Genomic DNA, 16,725 nt, shown 5'->3' on the forward strand with positions numbered 1-16,725 from the left:
GGCTCCCAGTAGACGACTGGGTTGATAGGCCGGATATGGAAGCCCTGTGAGGGGTGGAGTTGACCGGTACTAATAGGCCGAGGGCTTGTCCTCAGTTGCTCGCGTCCACTGTGTTGTTCTGAAACAACGACCCGCCCGAATTTGTCGGGTGTGCGGTGACAGTTTCATAGTGTTTCGGTGGTCATAGCGTGAGGGAAACGCCCGGTTACATTCCGAACCCGGAAGCTAAGCCTTACAGCGCCGATGGTACTGCAGGGGGGACCCTGTGGGAGAGTAGGACGCCGCCGAACAATTATTCAGAAGAACCCCCATCCGGGATCCGGATGGGGGTTCTTCGCGTTTCCGGACCCAACGGACCCAACGGACCCAACGGGCCCAACGAGGTCAACGGGCCCGACAGGCCGGCCGCGGAGAGGACCGAAAAAATCTCGGCCGGCCGTGTCGAGAACCCGTGCCCGGCACCGTCCCCGGGGTGAACGCGGCCAGAATGGGTCGCACCAAGCTCCGAGGAGACGACGATGGCCAAGTACCTGCTGCTGAAGCACTACCGGGGTGCCCCGGACGCGGTCAACTGCGTGCCGATGGATCAGTGGACGCCGGAGGAGGTCACGGCGCACATCACCTACATGCAGGACTTCGCGGACCGGCTGGAGAAGACCGGCGAGTTCGTCGACGGTCAGGCGCTCGCACCCGAGGGGACGTGGGTCCGGTACGACGGCGAGGGGCGTCCGCCGGTCACCGACGGCCCGTTCGCGGAGACCAAGGACCTCATCGCCGGCTGGATGGTGATCGACGTCGACAGCTATGAGCGCGCCGTCGAGCTGGCCGGGGAGCTGTCGGCCGCGCCCGGGGCCGAGGGGAAGCCGATCCACGAGTGGCTGGAACTGCGCCCGTTCCTCGCCATGCCGCCGACCATCACGGAGTGACCTGCCCGATGAACGAGGCCCTGTTGAGGAGCCTCACGCCGAGCGTCATCGGTGTCCTCGTCCGCCGCGGAGCGGATTTCGCGGCGGCCGAGGACGCCGTGCAGGAGGCGCTGGTCGAGGCGGTCCGGGTCTGGTCCGCCGGGCAGCCGCGCGATCCCAAGGGCTGGCTGGTCACCGTGGCCTGGCGCAAGTTCCTGGACACGGCCCGGTCGGATGCCGCCCGGCGCCGTCGGGAGGACCTGGTCGAGCAGGAGCCGGGGCCGGGGCCCGCGGCCGATGCGGACGACACGCTCCAGCTCTACTTCCTGTGCGCCCACCCGTCGTTGACGCCCTCTTCGGCCGTCGCGCTGACCCTGCGTGCGGTGGGCGGGCTGACCACCCGCCAGATCGCCCGGGCCTACCTGGTGCCCGAGGCGACGATGGCGCAGCGCATCAGCCGGGCCAAGCGCACCGTCTCCGGTGTCCGGTTCGATCAGCCCGGGGACGTCGCCACCGTGCTCCGGGTGCTCTACCTGGTCTTCAACGAGGGCTACTCCGGCGATGTCGACCTCGCGGCCGAGGCGATCCGGCTCACCCGGCAGCTCGCGGCGGTGATCGATCACCCCGAGGTGGCGGGGTTGCTGGCCCTGATGCTGCTGCACCACGCCCGGCGGGCCGGCCGGACCGGGCCCGACGGTGCGCTGGTGCCGCTGGCTGAGCAGGACCGCGCCCGCTGGGACACCCGACTGATCGCCGAGGGCATCGGGATCCTGTACGGGGCCCTGGCCCGGGACCGGCTGGGCGAGTTCCAGGCCCAGGCGGCCGTCGCGGCGCTGCACGCCGACGCCCCCACCGCCGAGGAGACGGACTGGGTGCAGATCGTCGAGTGGTACGACGAGCTCGTCCGGCTGACCGCCCGTCCGGTGGTGCGGCTCAACCGCGCGGTGGCGGTCGGCGAGGCCGACGGTCCGCGCGCCGGGCTGGCGGAGCTCGCCGAGCTGGACGACGCGCTGCCCCGGTACACGGCGGTGGCGGCGTACCTGCACGAGCGCGCCGGGGACGCGGCGACGGCGGCGCGGCTGTACGCGGAGGCGGCGCTCAAGGCGTCCAACCTCGCCGAGCGCGAGCACCTGACCCGTCAGGCGGCCCGGCTCAACGCGGTGTTGAGGGGGCGGGCCCAGGAGTGACGGGACGTCGGGACCGCCTGGTCGGTATCCGGAGGGCGGCGGCTCAGAGCCGGCCGGCGGCCTTCAGCGCCAGGTAGGTGTCGGCCAGGGCCGGGGCGATCCGGGCCGGCGGGGCGTCCAGGACGGTGACGCCGTGGCGGGTGAGGCGCTCGGCGGTGGCCCGGCGGTCGGCGCGGGTCTGTTCGGCGGCCGCCGCGCCGTAGACCGCGTCCAGGGTGCCCCGCCCGGCGGCGAGGACGTCCAGCTGGGGGTCTGCGACGGAGGCGAGGACGACCTCGTGGCGCTTGGTGAGCATGGGCAGCAGCGGGCGCAGCCCGTCCTCGACCGGGGCCGCGTCGAGGCCGGTGAGCAGCACGATCAGCGAGCGCTGGGGGGTCATCTTGAGTGCGGTGGCCACCAGTGAGCGCATGTCGGTCTCGTGCAGGGCGGGTTCCAGCCCGGCCATCGCGTTGGTGAAGGCGGGCAGGACCTCGTGGGCCGAGCTGCCGGCCACGGTGACGCGCTTGCGGGAGTCGTGGGCGAGCAGGTCGACCCGGTCGCCGGCCCGGGTGGCGAGGGCGGTGAGCAGCAGCGCGGCGTCGAGGGCGGCGTCCAGGCGGGGTGCGTCGCCGACCCGGCCGGCCGAGGTGCGGCCGGTGTCGAGGACGACGAGGATGTGCCGGTCGCGTTCGGGGCGCCAGGTGCGGACGGCGACGGTGTTCCGGCGGGCGCTGGCGCGCCAGTCGATGGAGCGGACGTCGTCGCCGGGCAGGTACTCGCGCAGGGAGTCGAACTCGGTGCCCTGGCCGCGGGTCAGCACCGAGGTGCGGCCGTCGAGTTCGCGCAGCCGGGCGAGCCGGGAGGGCAGGTGCTTGCGGCTGGCGAACGGGGGCAGTGCGCGGACCGTCCAGGGGACGAGGTGCGAGCCCTGGCGGCCGGCCAGGCCGAGCGGGCCGAGCGAGCGGACCGTCACCCGGTGGGCGTGGTGGTCGCCGCGGCGGGTGGGGGCGAGCACGGTGGTGATCCGGCGCCGCTCGCCGCCGGGGAGGGTCAGGGCGTGCCGGGAGGCGGCCTCGGCGGTGCCGGGGCGCCAGGCGGACGGGGCCCAGGCGTCGCGGACCAGGCCCCGGAGCAGTCGGCCGGACGGGTTGGTGACGGTCAGTTCGACCGTGGCGGGCTCGCCGAGCCGCACGGTGGTGTCGCCGCTCCGTCCGAGCCGCAGGCCGCGGACCGGGGCGGCGAGCACCAGGTCGACCGCGGCGGCGACCAGCACCGCACCGGTGACCAGGCCGATCCCGGTCCAGGACGGCAGCAGCAGGCCCACGACGAGCGCGCCGAGTGCGGCGAGCAGGGCGGTTCGCCCGGTGAGGGCCATGCGGTGCGCTCCTTCGGAAGCCCGTGAGTCGGTAGCCCGTGGGCCGGTACCCCGTGGGGCCGGAAACGGGTGTGGTGCGGTGGGGTGCGGGACGGCGTGCTGCGGCGGGGTGTGCCCGGGTCAGCGGGGTGCGGGCGTCTGGGCGAGGACGGCCTGGATGACGGAGTCGGCGGTGACGCCCTCCATCTCGGCCTCGGCGCGCAGCGCGACCCGGTGCCGCAGGGTGGGCAGGGCGAGCGCCTTGACGTCGTCCGGGGTGACGTAGTCGCGGCCGGCCAGCCAGGCCCAGGCGCGGGAGGCGGCGAGCAGGGCGGTGGCGCCGCGCGGGGAGACGCCGATCGACAGCGACGGGGACTGCCGGGTGGCCCGGCAGAGGTCGACGATGTAGGCGAGGATCTCGGGGGAGACGGTCAGTTTGGCGATCTGCTCGCGGGCGGCGACCAGGTGCTCGGGCCCGGCGACCGGGCGGACGCCGGCCGCGTGGAGGTCCCGCGGGTCGAAGCCGGCGGCGTGCCGGGAGAGCACCTGGAACTCCTGGTCGCGGTCGGGCAGCGGCAGGATCAGCTTGAGCAGGAAGCGGTCCAGCTGGGCCTCGGGCAGCGGGTAGGTGCCCTCGTACTCGACCGGGTTCTGGGTGGCGGCGACCAGGAACGGGACGGGCAGGGCGCGCGGTTCGCCGTCCACCGTGACCTGGTGCTCCTCCATGGCCTCCAGCAGGGCGGCCTGGGTCTTCGGAGGGGTGCGGTTGATCTCGTCGGCGAGCAGCAGGTTGGTGAAGACCGGGCCGGGCTGGAAGGAGAACTCGGCGGTGCGGGCGTCGTAGACGAGCGAGCCGGTGACGTCGCCGGGCATCAGGTCGGGGGTGAACTGGATGCGCTTGGTCCCCAGGCTGAGCGCGGTGGACAGGGTGCGCACCAGCAGGGTCTTGGCGACGCCGGGGACGCCCTCCAGCAGCACGTGGCCGCCGCAGAGCAGGGCGACGACCAGGCCCGTGACGGCGGCGTCCTGGCCGACCACGGCCTTGCCGATCTCGGCGCGCAGGGCGGTCAGCGCGGTGCGCGGGTCGGTGGCGGGGGTAGCGGGTGCCGTGCCGGGGACGGAGCGGAGCTGGGCGGTTGCCTGGTCGGTCACGGGTTCCGTACCTGCCTTTCGAGGGCGTCGAGGTCGTCGGCGAGCCGCAGCAGTGCGGCGTCGTCGGTCGGGGGCGGGCCGTACAGCAGGGCCCGGACGTCCCCGGCGGGCCGGGCGGGCAGCCGGTCGGCCACGGCGACGCAGAGCGCGTCGGAGTCGGGTGCGCCGGCCCGGAGCGGGACGCCCAGGGCGGGGGCGAGGCGGTGGGCGGTGGCGCCGCGCAGCGCCTCGGCGGCGCGGCCGCGGGCCCTGGCCCGCCGGTACAGGCGGGCGCGGCCCTCGGTGGTCTCGGCGGCGCGGACCACCACGGGCAGGTTCTCGCTGACCACCGGGCCGAGCCGGCGCCCGCGCCAGAGGGCGGCGAGCACGGCGGCGACGGCGAGCTGGTAGCCGGCCCAGTGCCAGCCGCTCGGCAGGAAGTCGCCGAAGGTCTTGGTACGGGCGTCCTCGGGGAGCGGGGCGGAGTAGTCGGGCAGGTGCCAGGTGAGGCGGGGCTGCGAGCCGAGCAGGCCGAGGGCGAGGGAGGCGTCGCCGTCCTTGGTCAGTTCGCCGTTGTGCAGGAAGGTTCCGCTGCCGAGCACGATGACGTCGCGGTCGCCGTCGCCGGCCGGGAGGGCGACCAGCGGGTAGCCGTGGCCGCGGGAGTAGCAGCCCTCGCCGCGGCTGCCGCTGGTGTAGAGCATGCCGCCCTGCTGGGCGCTGCCGGCCCGGACGGCCTCGGTGAGCGAGCAGTCGGCGGGGGTGGAGCGGACGGAGGCGTAGGCCGGTCCGCCCGCGTCGTCGGACAGTCGGATGCCGGGGGCGAGCGCGGTGAGCGCGGCCGGGCCGGGGGCGACCAGGACCAGCCGCCGGTGCCGGGCGGCGGCGACGGCGCGCAGCTGGGCGGGGCCGAGGAGGTCGGGTTCGGGCAGTACGAGGGTGTCCGGTCCGGCCGGGGTGGTGGTCGGGTCGGTGCTGAACTCGGCCTTGATGCCCTGGCGTTCGAGCAGGGCGACGACGGCGTGGGCGCCGTCGCGGTCGTAGGAGCGCGGGTCCAGCGGCGGGTAGCGGCGGTCCTGGTCGAGGGCGGACACGGCGGCGGCGCCGATCAGCAGGGCGGCGAGGACGGCCAGGTACCAGCGGGCCCGGCGCCACAGGCCGCGCGTGGTGGGGGTGAGGCTGGTGGGGGTGCCGGGCGCCTCGGTGCCGGGCGGGGGCGTGGGGACGGTACCGGTCATGCCGCTCCTCCCGGGGTCGGGGCGGGGACGGCGGCACCGGCGGCGTCGGCGGTGTCGGGCGCGAGGACCGGGCGGGTGCGCTCCAGGGTCCGGTCGAGCTCGTGCAGCAGCCGGTAGGCGTCCTGGTCGGCGGTGCGCTCGCCGTACGCGATGTCGTCGAAGGTCCGGGCGGCCGCGGCCAGTGCGGCGGCGTGCTCGGGCAGTGCCCGGCCGGCCTCGGTGGCGGCCTCGTCGGCGGTGCGGCCGGGGCGGATGTCGAGCAGGGTGCGCTCCTCCAGGCTGCGCACCAGGGCGCGCATCTGCTCGCGGACGGCTTCGGTCCAGCGTCCGGCGGCGGCGTGCCCGGCGGCGTCCGCCCGGTACTGGTCGGCGCTGCGCGGGCCCTCGGCGCCGTACACGTCCGGGACGGTGCGGGCGGCGCGGCGGGGTGCGCCGAGGCGCCACCAGAGCGCGGCGCCGATCAGCACCGCGACGATCAGGAAGAGGATCAGCCCGGTGGTGCCGGTGGTGCCGTCGCCGGAGATGCTGTCGAGCGCTTTGGCGATGTGGTCGTAGATCCAGTCCGTGATCCGCTGCAGCACGGACGGGTCGTGCTTGTGGTACTCCGCGTCGAGCAGTTCGTCGCGGGCGGCCTCGCGCGCCGGGTCACGCGGCACGGTGACCGGTGCGCCGCCCGCGGCGAGCAGCCCTTCCCCCCAGTTCGGCATCCGGCTCAGCGCCTCGCTGACGTCGGGTCGCCCGGGCCGCCCCAGCCGGTGCCGCCGTGCTCGGGCAGGCCGGCCGCGCGGGCGAGCTCGATGTCCAGGGCCTCGCGGCGGATCCGCTGGTCGATGTAGACCAGCACGCCGACGGCGGCGATGAACGGGGTGGTGAAGGTGCCGGCGATGATCCCGGCGACCGCCAGCAGGAGCAGCATGGCGATGCCCTGGTCGGCGGCGTCGGGCAGGCCCTGGCGGCTGAGCTTCTCGAAGCCCAGCATCAGTCCGATGAGCTGGGCCGGGACCACGACGACCATCGCGACGACGAACGCCAGCACGTAGCCCAGCACGGTGATGCCGAGGACCCGCCACCAGGCGCCGCGGACCAGGCGCCGCGAGCGCGACAGCGCCGTCAGCACACCCTGCTTCTCCAGCATCAGGGCCGGGGCGGCGAGGCTGAAGCGGATCCACAGCCAGACGGCGACCGGCAGGGTCAGCAGACCGAGCAGGCTCAGCAGGCCGGTGATGGCGGCGGAGCCCTGGCCGGCGAGGCCGTACCCGACCATGGGGGCGAAGCCGAGCAGGATCACACCGGGGCCCAGCAGGGCGGTGAGCAGGGTCAGCCCGAGCAGCTGGAGCAGCCGGGGGCGGGCGTCGCGCCACGCCTCCCCGGCGGTCACCGACCGGCCGAGGACGGCGCGGCTGACCACGATGGTGAGCAGCGCGGTGGCGAACACGTTGAGCAGCAGCTCCAGCGGCAGCCCGGCCAGCATCCGCAGGGTCTGGGTGGACTCGCCGGTCTTCCCCTTGACCAGCAGGTTGACGACGACGGAGCCGGCCTGGGAGAGCACGGCGAGGCCGAGCGAGAGCGCGAGCACGGTGCGCCAGTGCCGGCGGACGGTGGTGACGGCACCGTCCAGCAGTTCGCCGAAGCTCAGCGGGCGCAGCGGGATGACGCCCGGCTTGGGGCTCGCCGGGGCGCCCCAGCCGTACGGGCGGTGGCCGCCGGGAGGCTGCTGCCCCCACTGTTGCCCCCACTGCTGGCCCCACTGCTCTCCGGGCCGGGGGGCGCCGGCCGGACCGGGGCGGCCCGCGGTGGCCTGCGGTGGTGCCGACGGCCCGGGCACGGCGGCGGGCGCGTCGGCCGGGGGCCGGGCGTCGTCGCGGGGCGGCTCGGACGAGCTGGGCGAGGCCCAGCCCGGGGTGTCGGTCATCACTGCTCCTCGGAGGGCGTCACGGGCGCGACTGCGAACGGATCTTCCGCCCGCGCGCAGCGCCCATCGTGCCATGGGGCCGGAAACCAGCCCCATGGCGATCCGGTTGCTGATCGGCAACGGTCCCCGGCGGCGGGTCGGGGGGTGGTCCGCAGCGGGTCCGGAGGGGGTCCGCGGCGGGTCCGGAGGGAGTCCGGAGGCGTTCCCGGCAGGCACATTCGCCCGGTATGGCCGGAATGCACCGGTGGGGGAGTTGGCCGTTCTGGAGCATTGGCACTGCTGTGCGGCAGGTCACAATCCGGTAATGAGAAGATGGACGCATGAAGGGACGCGTCCTCGTCGTTGATGACGACTCCGCACTGGCCGAGATGCTCGGCATCGTGCTGCGGGGTGAGGGTTTTGAGCCGTTTTTCGTCGCGGATGGGGACAGGGCGCTAGCTGCGTTCCGGGAGACCAAGCCGGACCTGGTCCTGCTGGACCTGATGCTGCCCGGTCGGGACGGCATCGACGTGTGCCGGCAGATCCGGGCGGAGTCGGGCATCCCGATCGTGATGCTGACCGCGAAGACCGACACGGTCGACGTGGTGGTGGGTCTGGAGTCCGGCGCCGACGACTACGTCACCAAGCCGTTCAAGCCCAAGGAGCTGGTGGCCCGGGTGCGTGCGCGGCTGCGCCGCGCCGAGGAGCCCACGCCCGAGCAGCTGACCATCGGCGACCTGGTGATCGACGTGGCCGGCCACTCGGTGAAGCGGGACGGCCGGGGCATCCCGCTGACCCCGCTGGAGTTCGACCTGCTGGTCGCGCTGGCCCGCAAGCCCTGGCAGGTGTTCACCCGCGAGGTGCTGCTGGAGCAGGTCTGGGGCTATCGCCACGCGGCGGACACCCGCCTGGTCAACGTCCACGTGCAGCGCCTGCGTTCCAAGATCGAGAAGGACCCGGAGCGCCCCGAGATCGTGGTGACCGTCCGCGGCGTCGGCTACAAGGCCGGACCCAGCTGACGTGACGGACCGGGCAGACGACACCCCGCCGGGTTCCGCGGCCGGCGGGGCCGGTGCCGTGCGCGGCGACGTGCTGAGTTCGACCACCCGCCGCCGGCGAGGCCCTTCCGCCGTGGTCGCGCTGGTGAAGCGTCAGCTGCGCCGCCCCGTGCACCGGGTGGCCACGCTCTACCGCCGGTCGATCCAGCTGCGCGTGGTCGCGGTGTCCCTGCTGGCGTCCATCGCGGTCGTCCTGGTGCTGGGTGTGGTCGTGGTGGCGCAGGTGCGCACCGGCCTGCTCGACACCAAGATGGACGCCGCCCGCGCGCAGGCCCGGATCGGCTTCCAGGTCGAGCAGAAGAAGATCGACGAGGCCCGGGACCAGAAGCTGCGGGGCACCGCCGACCCGACCGTCGACGAGACCGGCACCTGGCTGCTGCGGCAGGTCAACGACCTGGCCGGGAGCGGGCAGACCGTCTACTCGGTGATCGCCATGGCCCCCGGCACCGGCGCCGTCGTCCCCGACACCGCCGGCTTCGCGCCGCGCTACTCGGGCGACATCCAGCCGATCAGCATCCCGGACGCCCTGCGGGCCAAGCTCGCCTCCGAGCCCGGCCAGATGTTCGACCAGCCGACCCGGATCCACCGCTCGCCCGAGAGCGGCGGCAAGTCCGAGCCCGGGCTGGCCCTCGGCATGCAGTTCGTCGGTCCGGCCGCGGCCGGGAACAGCTACCAGATGTTCTACGTGTTCTCCTTCGGCCAGGAGACCGACACCCTCAACCTGGTCACCGGCACCCTGGCGACCGCCGGGGTGTTCGTGGTGATCCTCATGGGCGGCATCGCCTGGGTCGTGGTGCGCCAGGTGGTCACCCCGGTCCGGATGGCCGCCGGGATCTCCGAGCGGCTCGCCGACGGCCACCTGGAAGAGCGGATGAAGGTCACCGGGACGGACGACATCGCCCGCCTCGGCGAGTCCTTCAACCGGATGGCCAACGCCCTCCAGGCGCAGATCCGGCAGCTGGAGGAGCTGTCCCGGGTGCAGCGGCGGTTCGTCTCGGACGTCTCGCACGAGCTGCGCACCCCGCTGACCACGGTCCGGATGGCCGCCGACCTCATCTACGACAGCCGCGAGGACCTGGACCCGATGGCGGCCCGCTCGGCGGAGCTGCTCCAGGGCCAGCTGGACCGCTTCGAGTCGCTGCTCGCCGACCTGCTGGAGATCAGCCGCTTCGACGCCGGCGCCGCGATCCTGGACGCCGAGCCGGTCGACCTGCGCGAGATCGTCGCCCGGGTGGTCGAGGCCGCCGAGCCGCTCGCCGAGGCCAAGGGCAGCGCCGTGGTGATCCGCGGCGACGGCGAGCCGGTGCTGGCCGAGGTGGACTCCCGACGGATCGAGCGCATCCTGCGCAACCTGGTGGTCAACGCCCTGGAGCACGGCGAGGGCCGTGACGTGGTGGTCCGGCTGGGCTCCGCGGACGGCGCGGTCGCGGTCGGCGTGCGCGACTACGGCATCGGACTCAAGCCGGGCGAGGCGTCCCGGGTGTTCCACCGTTTCTGGCGGGCCGACCCGTCCCGGGTGCGGACCACCGGCGGCACCGGTCTCGGCCTGTCCATCGCCGTCGAGGACGCCCACCTGCACGGCGGCTGGCTCCAGGCCTGGGGCGAGCCCGGCGGCGGCTCGCACTTCCGGCTCACCCTGCCGCGCACCCGCGGCGGCGAGATCACCCGGGCGCCGTTCCGGCTGGAGCCGGAGGACTCCCGCAACAACCGGGGCCTGGGCGCGCAGGGCACGCCGTACCGGCGGGCGATCAGCCCGTCCGGGGCGACGGCGACGGCCGCGGTCGAGGACCAGGCGGAGACACCGGAGGCCGTGGGCAGCAGCCTCGGCAGCGGGCTCGGCGGGGTGCTGAACATCGGCCCCGGGCTGGGCCGGAGCCGACTGCCGGAGGGGCCGCGCGCGGACCCCTCGGGCGTGTGGACGGCCGCCGGGTACGGGGCCACCGGCGCCCAGGTCATGGTGGACCCGACGCCCGGACGGCCGTCGGTGGCACAGCGGACGGCGGAGCCGGACGTGACGGGCGGGACGACGGACGCGGAGGGGTCGCAGCGTGCGAGGGACGAGCAACAGGACTGAGCCGAGGCTCCTCGCGGCGGTCGGCACGCTGGTCGGCGCCCTGGTGGTGAGCGGCTGCGCGACCATGCCGGATTCCGGCGGCATCGCCCGGGTGGAGCTGCCCCAGGGGTCGGCCGACAAGAACCTGCAGGCCCGGGTCTACCCGGTGGCACCCGGCCGGGGCGCCAAGCCGCGCGAGCTGCTGACCGGGTTCCTGGACGCGGTGACCGCCGACGAGGGGTACGACACCGCGCGCAAGTACCTCACCGAGAGCGCCGCCGCGGAGTGGAAGCCCGAGGCGGAGATCCGGGTGCTCTCGTCCACGACCATCCCGGGCGGCCAGGACGTCACCGACGCGGACACCACGGTCTCGGTGCCGGTGAGCGGGCAGTTGGTCGCCACCGTCGACGAGAAGCACTCGTACCAGCTGGTCGCCGGGCAGAACAACGTCTCCTCCGACTTCACCTTCGTCCGGGAGAAGGACGAGTGGCGGATCGACAAGCTGCCGACCGGCGTGATCATGAACGAGACCAACTTCCGGAACAGCTTCCGGCAGGTCGCGCGGTTCTTCTACACCGCGCCCGACCCGTCGGCGGTGGCCTCCGGGAACGTCGGCCAGGAGGTGCTGGTCGCCGACCCGGTCTACCTGCGGCGCCGGATAGACCCGCTGGCCACGGCGGCCCAGGCGGTGGCCGACGGGCCCTCGACCTGGCTCTCGCCGGTGGTCCGGACGGCGTTCCCGAGCGGCGTCAGGGTCGAGCGGGTGACCATCGACGACGGCAGGGTCGCCCACCTGCAGATCGGCGGGGTCGACCTCGGCGAGCCGATGGCCTGCCGGCGGATGGCGACCCAGTTCTTCTACACCCTCGCCGACCAGGGCAAGGGCCAGGTCGAGCGGCTGGAGCTGAAGGGGCCGCACGGTTCCTGCACCGTCGGCCGCGGCGACGAACCGCCCACCGGCCCCGGTGCGCTGGCCGGGCCGACGCCCGGTAAGCAGTACTACCAGCGTGCCGACGGCGCCCTGGTGGCGACCGACGAGGGGGGCCCAGGCGACCCGGTCCGCGGCGTCCTCGGCAAGCCGCAGTCGAACACCAAGCCGCCGCTCGGCGCCGTCGCGGTCGGCCGCAGCGGCACCCAGGTCGCGGCGATCAGCGAGGACGGCCACCAGGTCTACTCGGTGCCGCTGTCGGACAGCGCGGTGACCATGGGCGAGCCGGTGCTCAGCTCTCCGGCCAAGGGCGGCGACAAGGAGGACGGCTTCGCCTCGCCCACCTGGGACGGCCGCGGCGACCTCTGGGTGGTGGACCGCAACAAGCAGGCCCCGCGGGTGGTGATGGTGCGCGGCGCCAAGTCGTACACCGTGCCGGTCGAGGGGCTGACCGGGCAGACCGTGCAGTCGCTGAAGATCTCCTCGGACGGCGTCCGGGTCGCCCTGGTGGCCAGGACCCCGGGCTCGGCCGTCCGCTCGCTGTGGTTCGGACTGGTGGTGCACGACGGCACCCCGCAGGCGCCGACCGTGAAGATCACCGGGCTGCGCCGGGCCGCCCCCACGCTCACCGACGTCGCCTCGGTGTCCTGGGCGGAGACCGACCAGCTGCTCGTGCTCGGCAAGGAGGCCGACCGGACCCAGCAGCTGTACTTCATCAGCACCGACGGCTCGCAGAGCACGGACACCCAGCTGCAGAGCGCGGAGAGCATGACGACCGTCGCGGCCTCGGAGTCCCGGGGGGACAGCCTGACCCAGGCGCCGCCGGTGCTCGCGATGGGCGAGGTCAAGCAGGCGGACGGCAAGCCGAGCGAGATCAAGGCCTTCCGCCTGGTCAACCACCAGTGGCGGGAAGCCTCGCTGATCGACAAGCCCCGGTCCTTCCTCTACGCGGGCTGACGGCGCGTCCGGGCGGGCCGACGGGCCTCCCCGGGGCCCGCCGCGGGCCCGCCGCGCGAGCTGATGCGGCGGCGGTCAGCCGGCCGGGCGCGCGGTGGCCGCGACCGTGGCCCCGGCCCGGGCCGGCAGGCCGGCGTCGGCCAGCGCCCGGGCGGCCTCGGCGAGGCTGGCCCCGGTGGTCACCAGGTCGTCCACCAGCACCGGGTGACGGCCCGCGAGGCCCGCGGGCCCGGTCCGGGCGCGCGGCAGCACGGTCAGTGCTCCGCGCAGGTTGCGGCGCCGCTCGGCCGCGTTCAGCCCGGCCTGGTCGGCGACCGGCCGGGTGTGCAGCAGCAGCGGCGCGGCCCGGACGTCCAGGCCGGTCCGGCGCAGTGAGCGGGCGGCCGCCCCGGCCAGCCGCAGCGTCGGATCGTGCCCGCGGGCGCGGACGGCCGAGCGGGCCGAGGGCATCGGGACCAGCAGCAGCGGCGCGGCCCCGGCCCGTGCCCCCAGGGCGGAGCGCACCGCCCGTCCGAGGGCCTCGCCGAGCGGCCCGGCCAGCCGCAGCGCGCCCCGCTCCTTGTGGGCGAGCAGCAGTTGCCGGACCGCACCGGTGTACGGTGCGGCGGCGTGCGTCCAGGGCAGCAGGGTCGGGGCCGGCCGTGCGGTGGCCAGCACGCGCCGGCAGGCCGGGCAGAGCTGGGTGCGCTCGCTGCCGCAGCCCGCGCAGTCGGCGGGCAGCAGGACGTCCAGCAGCCCGGCCAGTGCGTGGCCGAACGGCCCTTGGGCGGCCGGCGGGCGGGTGGCGGAGGGGGACGGCGGCACGGCTGCTCCTGGCGGTGGCAGGCACGGAGAGTCAGCACAGGATCCGCCGTATGGGGGGCGTTGTCCAGGTATTTACCCATACTTCACCCGCGAGAGGGTAGACAGGGTGGACCAGCTTGACCGCCCGACCGCAGTATCGGGTCATACCCTCCTCATCGCCCGGGGAGGCGGAAAACCCGTGTGAGGTGTTCGATAAGGCCCAGGGGGTTTCAACCGTCCCTGGTGGGGAGGAAGTGAGGTGAGGGCCAGTCGTTTCCCGCCGCTGGCGGTGGGGGCGGGGGGCCGGCAGTGGATGGGCTGGTCCAGCTGGGTCTCAGTCCGGTCCGGTAGCACCCGGATCGGCGTCAGCACGAGGGATCGGAGTTCTGCGTGGACATCGTCGTCAAGGGCCGCAAGACCGAGGTGCCCAAGAGGTTCCGCGAGCACGTGGCCGAGAAGCTGGAGAAGGTCCAGAAGTTCGACGCCAAGGCCATCAGCCTCGACGTCGAGGTGTCCAAGGAGCACAACCCGCGGCAGGCCGACCGCTCCGATCGGGTCGAGATCACTCTCCGCAGCCGCGGCCCCGTGATCCGGGCCGAAGCCGCCGCCGCCGACCCGTACGCGGCGCTCGACCTGGCCTCGGCGAAGCTCGACGCGCAGCTGCGCAAGTCCGCGGACCGGCGTCGGGTGCACAAGGGCGGCGCGAACGGCCGCACCCCGATCAGCGTCGCCGAGGCGACCGCGGCCCTGGCCGCGCTCCCGGCCGCGACGGCGCCGGAGGGCGAGACGAACGGCGCCGTCCGCAAGACCATGATGGGATCCCTGGAAGTGGAGGGCGAAGGCCCGCTGGTGGTCCGGGAGAAGACGCACCCGGCCGCCCCCATGGCGCTGGACCAGGCGCTCTACGAGATGGAGCTGGTCGGCCACGACTTCTACCTCTTCGTGGAGAAGGACAGCGGCCTGCCGAGCGTGGTCTACCGCCGGCACGGTTACCACTACGGCGTCATCCACCTGCAGACCGACCTCGCGGCCGGGCCGGGCAGCGGGGCGGGCGGCGCGATCGGCGGGTCCGACGACGAGGACTGACCGTCCGAGCGGTGATCGAGGGGTGACCCCGGCGGCCCTGGCCGCCGGGGTCACCGGCGTTCGGGCGTGTCCGCCGGTTCGGGGCGCCCGGCGAAGGGGTCACCCGATGCGGGGGAATCGACACCGGAGGGTGACCGCAGCGGGTTCGGGGCGTGGAATGATTGGCGCACGACGACCCGCGAAGGGGGAGGAGCGGATGGGGGATCACTTCGGGCTGGGGCCCGGGTCCGGGCCAGGGCTGCCGTTGGGGGCGGGGGACGAGTCCGCGTACGAGCCGCGCCGGAGTGAGCCGATCCGCGTCCTGGTGGTGGACGACCACGCGCTGTTCCGCCGCGGGCTGGAGATCGTGCTCGCGGAGGAGCCGGACATCAAGGTCGTCGGCGAGGCGGGGGACGGCGCCGAGGCCGTGCTGAAGGCCGCCGACCTGCTGCCCGACATCATCCTCATGGACGTCCGGATGCCGCGCCGCAGCGGGATCGAGGCCTGTACGGCGATCAAGGACGTGGCGCCCAGCACCAAGATCATCATGCTGACGATAAGCGACGAGGAGGCCGACCTCTACGAGGCGATCAAGGCGGGGGCCACCGGCTACCTGCTCAAGGAGATCTCCACCGACGAGGTCGCCACCGCGATCCGCGCGGTCGCCGACGGGCAGTCGCAGATCAGCCCCTCGATGGCGTCCAAGCTGCTCACCGAGTTCAAGTCGATGATCCAGCGCCGCTCCGACGACCGGGACCTGGTGCCCGCGCCCCGGCTCACCGACCGGGAGCTGGAGGTGCTCAAGCTGGTGGCGACCGGGATGAACAACCGGGAGATCGCCAAGGAGCTGTTCATCAGCGAGAACACCGTGAAGAACCACGTGCGCAACATCCTGGAGAAGCTCCAGCTGCACTCCAGGATGGAGGCCGTGGTGTACGCGATGCGGGAGAAGATCCTCGAAATAGGGTGAGCCGGGCGGGACTCAGCGGTCCGTCAGCAGTTTCTCCAGGGTCGGGCGCAGCCGCTCGTCGTGCAGCGTCCCGACCCGCACCCCGTCGCAGCCGACCCAGTCGGCCGCCTCGCGCAGCGCCGTCGCCAGGGCCTCGACGTGCCGGGCACCGCCGCCGTCCAGCGAGATCTGCCGGGCGACCAGGGTGCGCCCCTCGCGGGCCGGGTCGACCCGGCCGACCAGCCGGCCGCCGGTCAGCAGCGGCATCGCGAAGTAGCCGTGCACCCGCTTGTGCTTGGGCGTGTACGCCTCCAGCCGGTGCGTCATGCCGAAGATCCGTTCGGTGCGGGCGCGGTCCCAGACCAGCGAGTCGAACGGCGAGAGCAGCGTGGTGCGGTGGCGCCCGCGCGGGGCGGTGGCGAGGGCGGCCGGGTCGGCCCAGGCCGGGGCCGGGGCGCCGTCCTGGCCCCAGCCGGCCACCTCGACCGGGACGAGCCCGCTGTCGGCGAGCACCGGGTCCAACTGCTCGGCGCGCAGCCGGTGGTAGTCCAGCAGATCGGCCCGGGTGGCCACGCCGAGCGCGGCGCCGGCCTGGCCGACCAGGGTGCGCAGGCAGTCCTCGTCCGACCGGTCCTGCCCGAACAGCTCGGCCGGGACGGCCTGTTCGGCCAGCGCGTAGACCCGCTTCCAGCTCCGGCGCTCGGTGCAGACCACGTCCCCGAACGCCAGCGCCCGCTCGACCGCGATCTTGGTGTCGGACCAGTCCCACCACTCGGCGGTCCGCTTGGCGCCGCCCAGCTCGGTGGAGGTCAACGGCCCCTCGGCGCGCAGCTTGTCGAGCACGGCGCGGTAGGTCTCGGGTGCGACCTGGTGGCCCCAGAGGTGGCCGCGGTCGCGGTAGCGGCGGCGCCGGAAGGCGAACAGCGGCCACTCCTCGACCGGCAGGACGCAGGCCGCGTGCGACCAGTACTCGAAGCTCGTGCCGCCACCCCAGTAGGCCGCCTCGACGGCCGGGCGGCCGACCGCGCCGAGCCGGGCGTACGGCACCAGCTCGTGCGAGCGGGCGAGCACCGAGATGGTGTCCAGCTGGACGGCGCCCAGGTGCCGCAGCACCCCGCGCACCCCGCCGCGGCGGTCCGGCGCGCCCAGCAGGCCCTGGGCGCGCAGGGCGATCCGGCGGGCGTCGTCCGCGCTGAGGACGGCGACGGGGGCGGGGCGGGCGTCAGCGGCGGTCATGCCGGGGAGCG

14 protein-coding genes and 2 rRNA genes are annotated in these 16,725 nt (G+C 74.3%); 9 read left to right on the forward strand and 7 right to left on the reverse strand.

Going from position 1 to position 16,725, the window contains the following annotated elements; genetic code table 11:
- The 4 genes from ACWGJO_RS04040 to ACWGJO_RS04055 all read left to right on the forward strand — a co-directional run.
- Nucleotides 1-93, forward strand: a 23S ribosomal RNA gene (locus ACWGJO_RS04040); the annotation flags it as partial.
- Between the two features lie 80 nt (nucleotides 94-173).
- Nucleotides 174-290 (forward strand): 5S ribosomal RNA (rrf, locus tag ACWGJO_RS04045).
- A gap of 228 nt (nucleotides 291-518) precedes the next feature.
- Nucleotides 519-926 (forward strand): YciI family protein, encoded by a 408-nt coding sequence (locus ACWGJO_RS04050; RefSeq protein ID WP_452182027.1) that lies wholly within the window; start codon nucleotides 519-521, stop codon nucleotides 924-926.
- Nucleotides 927-934: 8 nt separating this feature from the next.
- On the forward strand, nucleotides 935-2,092 hold the full coding sequence (locus ACWGJO_RS04055; protein WP_452182028.1) for an RNA polymerase sigma factor: 1,158 nt from the start codon (nucleotides 935-937) through the stop codon (nucleotides 2,090-2,092).
- A 43-nt stretch (nucleotides 2,093-2,135) separates the two neighbouring features.
- Here ACWGJO_RS04055 and ACWGJO_RS04060 read toward each other — a convergent pair whose 3' ends face one another.
- From ACWGJO_RS04060 to ACWGJO_RS04080, 5 genes are all read right to left on the reverse strand, one after another.
- On the reverse strand, nucleotides 2,136-3,446 hold the full coding sequence (locus ACWGJO_RS04060; protein ID WP_452182029.1) for a DUF58 domain-containing protein: 1,311 nt from the start codon (nucleotides 3,444-3,446) through the stop codon (nucleotides 2,136-2,138).
- A gap of 120 nt (nucleotides 3,447-3,566) precedes the next feature.
- Nucleotides 3,567-4,577, reverse strand: a complete 1,011-nt coding sequence (locus ACWGJO_RS04065) for an AAA family ATPase (RefSeq protein ID WP_452182030.1) — start codon at nucleotides 4,575-4,577, stop codon at nucleotides 3,567-3,569.
- Nucleotides 4,574-5,794, reverse strand: a complete 1,221-nt coding sequence (locus ACWGJO_RS04070) for a DUF4350 domain-containing protein (protein WP_452182031.1) — start codon at nucleotides 5,792-5,794, stop codon at nucleotides 4,574-4,576. Before ACWGJO_RS04070 ends, ACWGJO_RS04065 begins: the two co-directional genes overlap by 4 nt.
- Nucleotides 5,791-6,501, reverse strand: coding sequence for a DUF4129 domain-containing protein (locus ACWGJO_RS04075; protein WP_452182032.1), 711 nt, complete (start codon nucleotides 6,499-6,501; stop codon nucleotides 5,791-5,793). The genes ACWGJO_RS04070 and ACWGJO_RS04075 overlap by 4 nt, the downstream gene beginning before the upstream one ends.
- Nucleotides 6,502-6,506: 5 nt before the next feature.
- Nucleotides 6,507-7,706: a hypothetical protein gene (locus ACWGJO_RS04080; protein ID WP_452182033.1), complete on the reverse strand. Its 1,200-nt coding sequence runs from the start codon at nucleotides 7,704-7,706 to the stop codon at nucleotides 6,507-6,509.
- Between the two features lie 320 nt (nucleotides 7,707-8,026).
- Here ACWGJO_RS04080 and mtrA point away from each other — a divergent pair, with 320 nt between their 5' ends.
- From mtrA to ACWGJO_RS04095, 3 genes are read left to right on the forward strand one after another with little or no spacing between them, the layout of a single operon-like run.
- Nucleotides 8,027-8,704: an MtrAB system response regulator MtrA gene (gene mtrA, locus ACWGJO_RS04085; protein ID WP_030247322.1), complete on the forward strand. Its 678-nt coding sequence runs from the start codon at nucleotides 8,027-8,029 to the stop codon at nucleotides 8,702-8,704.
- 1 nt (nucleotide 8,705) lies between these two features.
- On the forward strand, nucleotides 8,706-10,817 hold the full coding sequence (mtrB, locus tag ACWGJO_RS04090; protein ID WP_452182034.1) for an MtrAB system histidine kinase MtrB: 2,112 nt from the start codon (nucleotides 8,706-8,708) through the stop codon (nucleotides 10,815-10,817).
- Complete coding sequence (locus ACWGJO_RS04095) at nucleotides 10,792-12,681, forward strand: LpqB family beta-propeller domain-containing protein (protein WP_387694789.1); 1,890 nt, start codon at nucleotides 10,792-10,794, stop codon at nucleotides 12,679-12,681. The genes mtrB and ACWGJO_RS04095 overlap by 26 nt, the downstream gene beginning before the upstream one ends.
- A 75-nt stretch (nucleotides 12,682-12,756) precedes the next feature.
- On the opposite strand, the gene ACWGJO_RS04100 is transcribed toward ACWGJO_RS04095, so the two are convergent.
- Nucleotides 12,757-13,485 carry a ComF family protein gene (locus ACWGJO_RS04100; protein ID WP_452182035.1) on the reverse strand — a complete coding sequence of 243 codons (729 nt, stop codon included), beginning with the start codon at nucleotides 13,483-13,485 and terminating at the stop codon, nucleotides 12,757-12,759.
- A 369-nt stretch (nucleotides 13,486-13,854) separates the two neighbouring features.
- On the opposite strand from ACWGJO_RS04100, the gene hpf reads away from it, so the two are divergent.
- Nucleotides 13,855-14,550: a ribosome hibernation-promoting factor, HPF/YfiA family gene (hpf, locus tag ACWGJO_RS04105; RefSeq protein ID WP_452182036.1), complete on the forward strand. Its 696-nt coding sequence runs from the start codon at nucleotides 13,855-13,857 to the stop codon at nucleotides 14,548-14,550.
- Nucleotides 14,551-14,746: 196 nt separating this feature from the next.
- Nucleotides 14,747-15,499, forward strand: a complete 753-nt coding sequence (locus ACWGJO_RS04110) for a response regulator (protein ID WP_380548160.1) — start codon at nucleotides 14,747-14,749, stop codon at nucleotides 15,497-15,499.
- Between the two features lie 12 nt (nucleotides 15,500-15,511).
- Here ACWGJO_RS04110 and ACWGJO_RS04115 read toward each other — a convergent pair whose 3' ends face one another.
- Nucleotides 15,512-16,714: a winged helix-turn-helix domain-containing protein gene (locus ACWGJO_RS04115; RefSeq protein WP_452182037.1), complete on the reverse strand. Its 1,203-nt coding sequence runs from the start codon at nucleotides 16,712-16,714 to the stop codon at nucleotides 15,512-15,514.
- Nucleotides 16,715-16,725: the final 11 nt, after the last annotated feature.

The sequence above is a fragment of the Kitasatospora sp. NPDC054795 genome, assembly GCF_053611565.1.

Coding starts and splice junctions, on each gene's coding strand:
- mtrA (WP_030247322.1), top strand. CDS start 8,027: ATGAAGGGACGCGTCCTCGTCGTTGATGACGACTCCGCACTGGCCGAG.
- ACWGJO_RS04070 (WP_452182031.1), bottom strand. CDS start 5,794: ATGACCGGTACCGTCCCCACGCCCCCGCCCGGCACCGAGGCGCCCGGC.
- ACWGJO_RS04110 (WP_380548160.1), top strand. CDS start 14,747: ATGGGGGATCACTTCGGGCTGGGGCCCGGGTCCGGGCCAGGGCTGCCG.
- ACWGJO_RS04115 (WP_452182037.1), bottom strand. CDS start 16,714: ATGACCGCCGCTGACGCCCGCCCCGCCCCCGTCGCCGTCCTCAGCGCG.
- ACWGJO_RS04075 (WP_452182032.1), bottom strand. CDS start 6,501: ATGCCGAACTGGGGGGAAGGGCTGCTCGCCGCGGGCGGCGCACCGGTC.
- ACWGJO_RS04055 (WP_452182028.1), top strand. CDS start 935: ATGAACGAGGCCCTGTTGAGGAGCCTCACGCCGAGCGTCATCGGTGTC.
- ACWGJO_RS04060 (WP_452182029.1), bottom strand. CDS start 3,446: ATGGCCCTCACCGGGCGAACCGCCCTGCTCGCCGCACTCGGCGCGCTC.
- ACWGJO_RS04080 (WP_452182033.1), bottom strand. CDS start 7,706: ATGACCGACACCCCGGGCTGGGCCTCGCCCAGCTCGTCCGAGCCGCCC.
- ACWGJO_RS04050 (WP_452182027.1), top strand. CDS start 519: ATGGCCAAGTACCTGCTGCTGAAGCACTACCGGGGTGCCCCGGACGCG.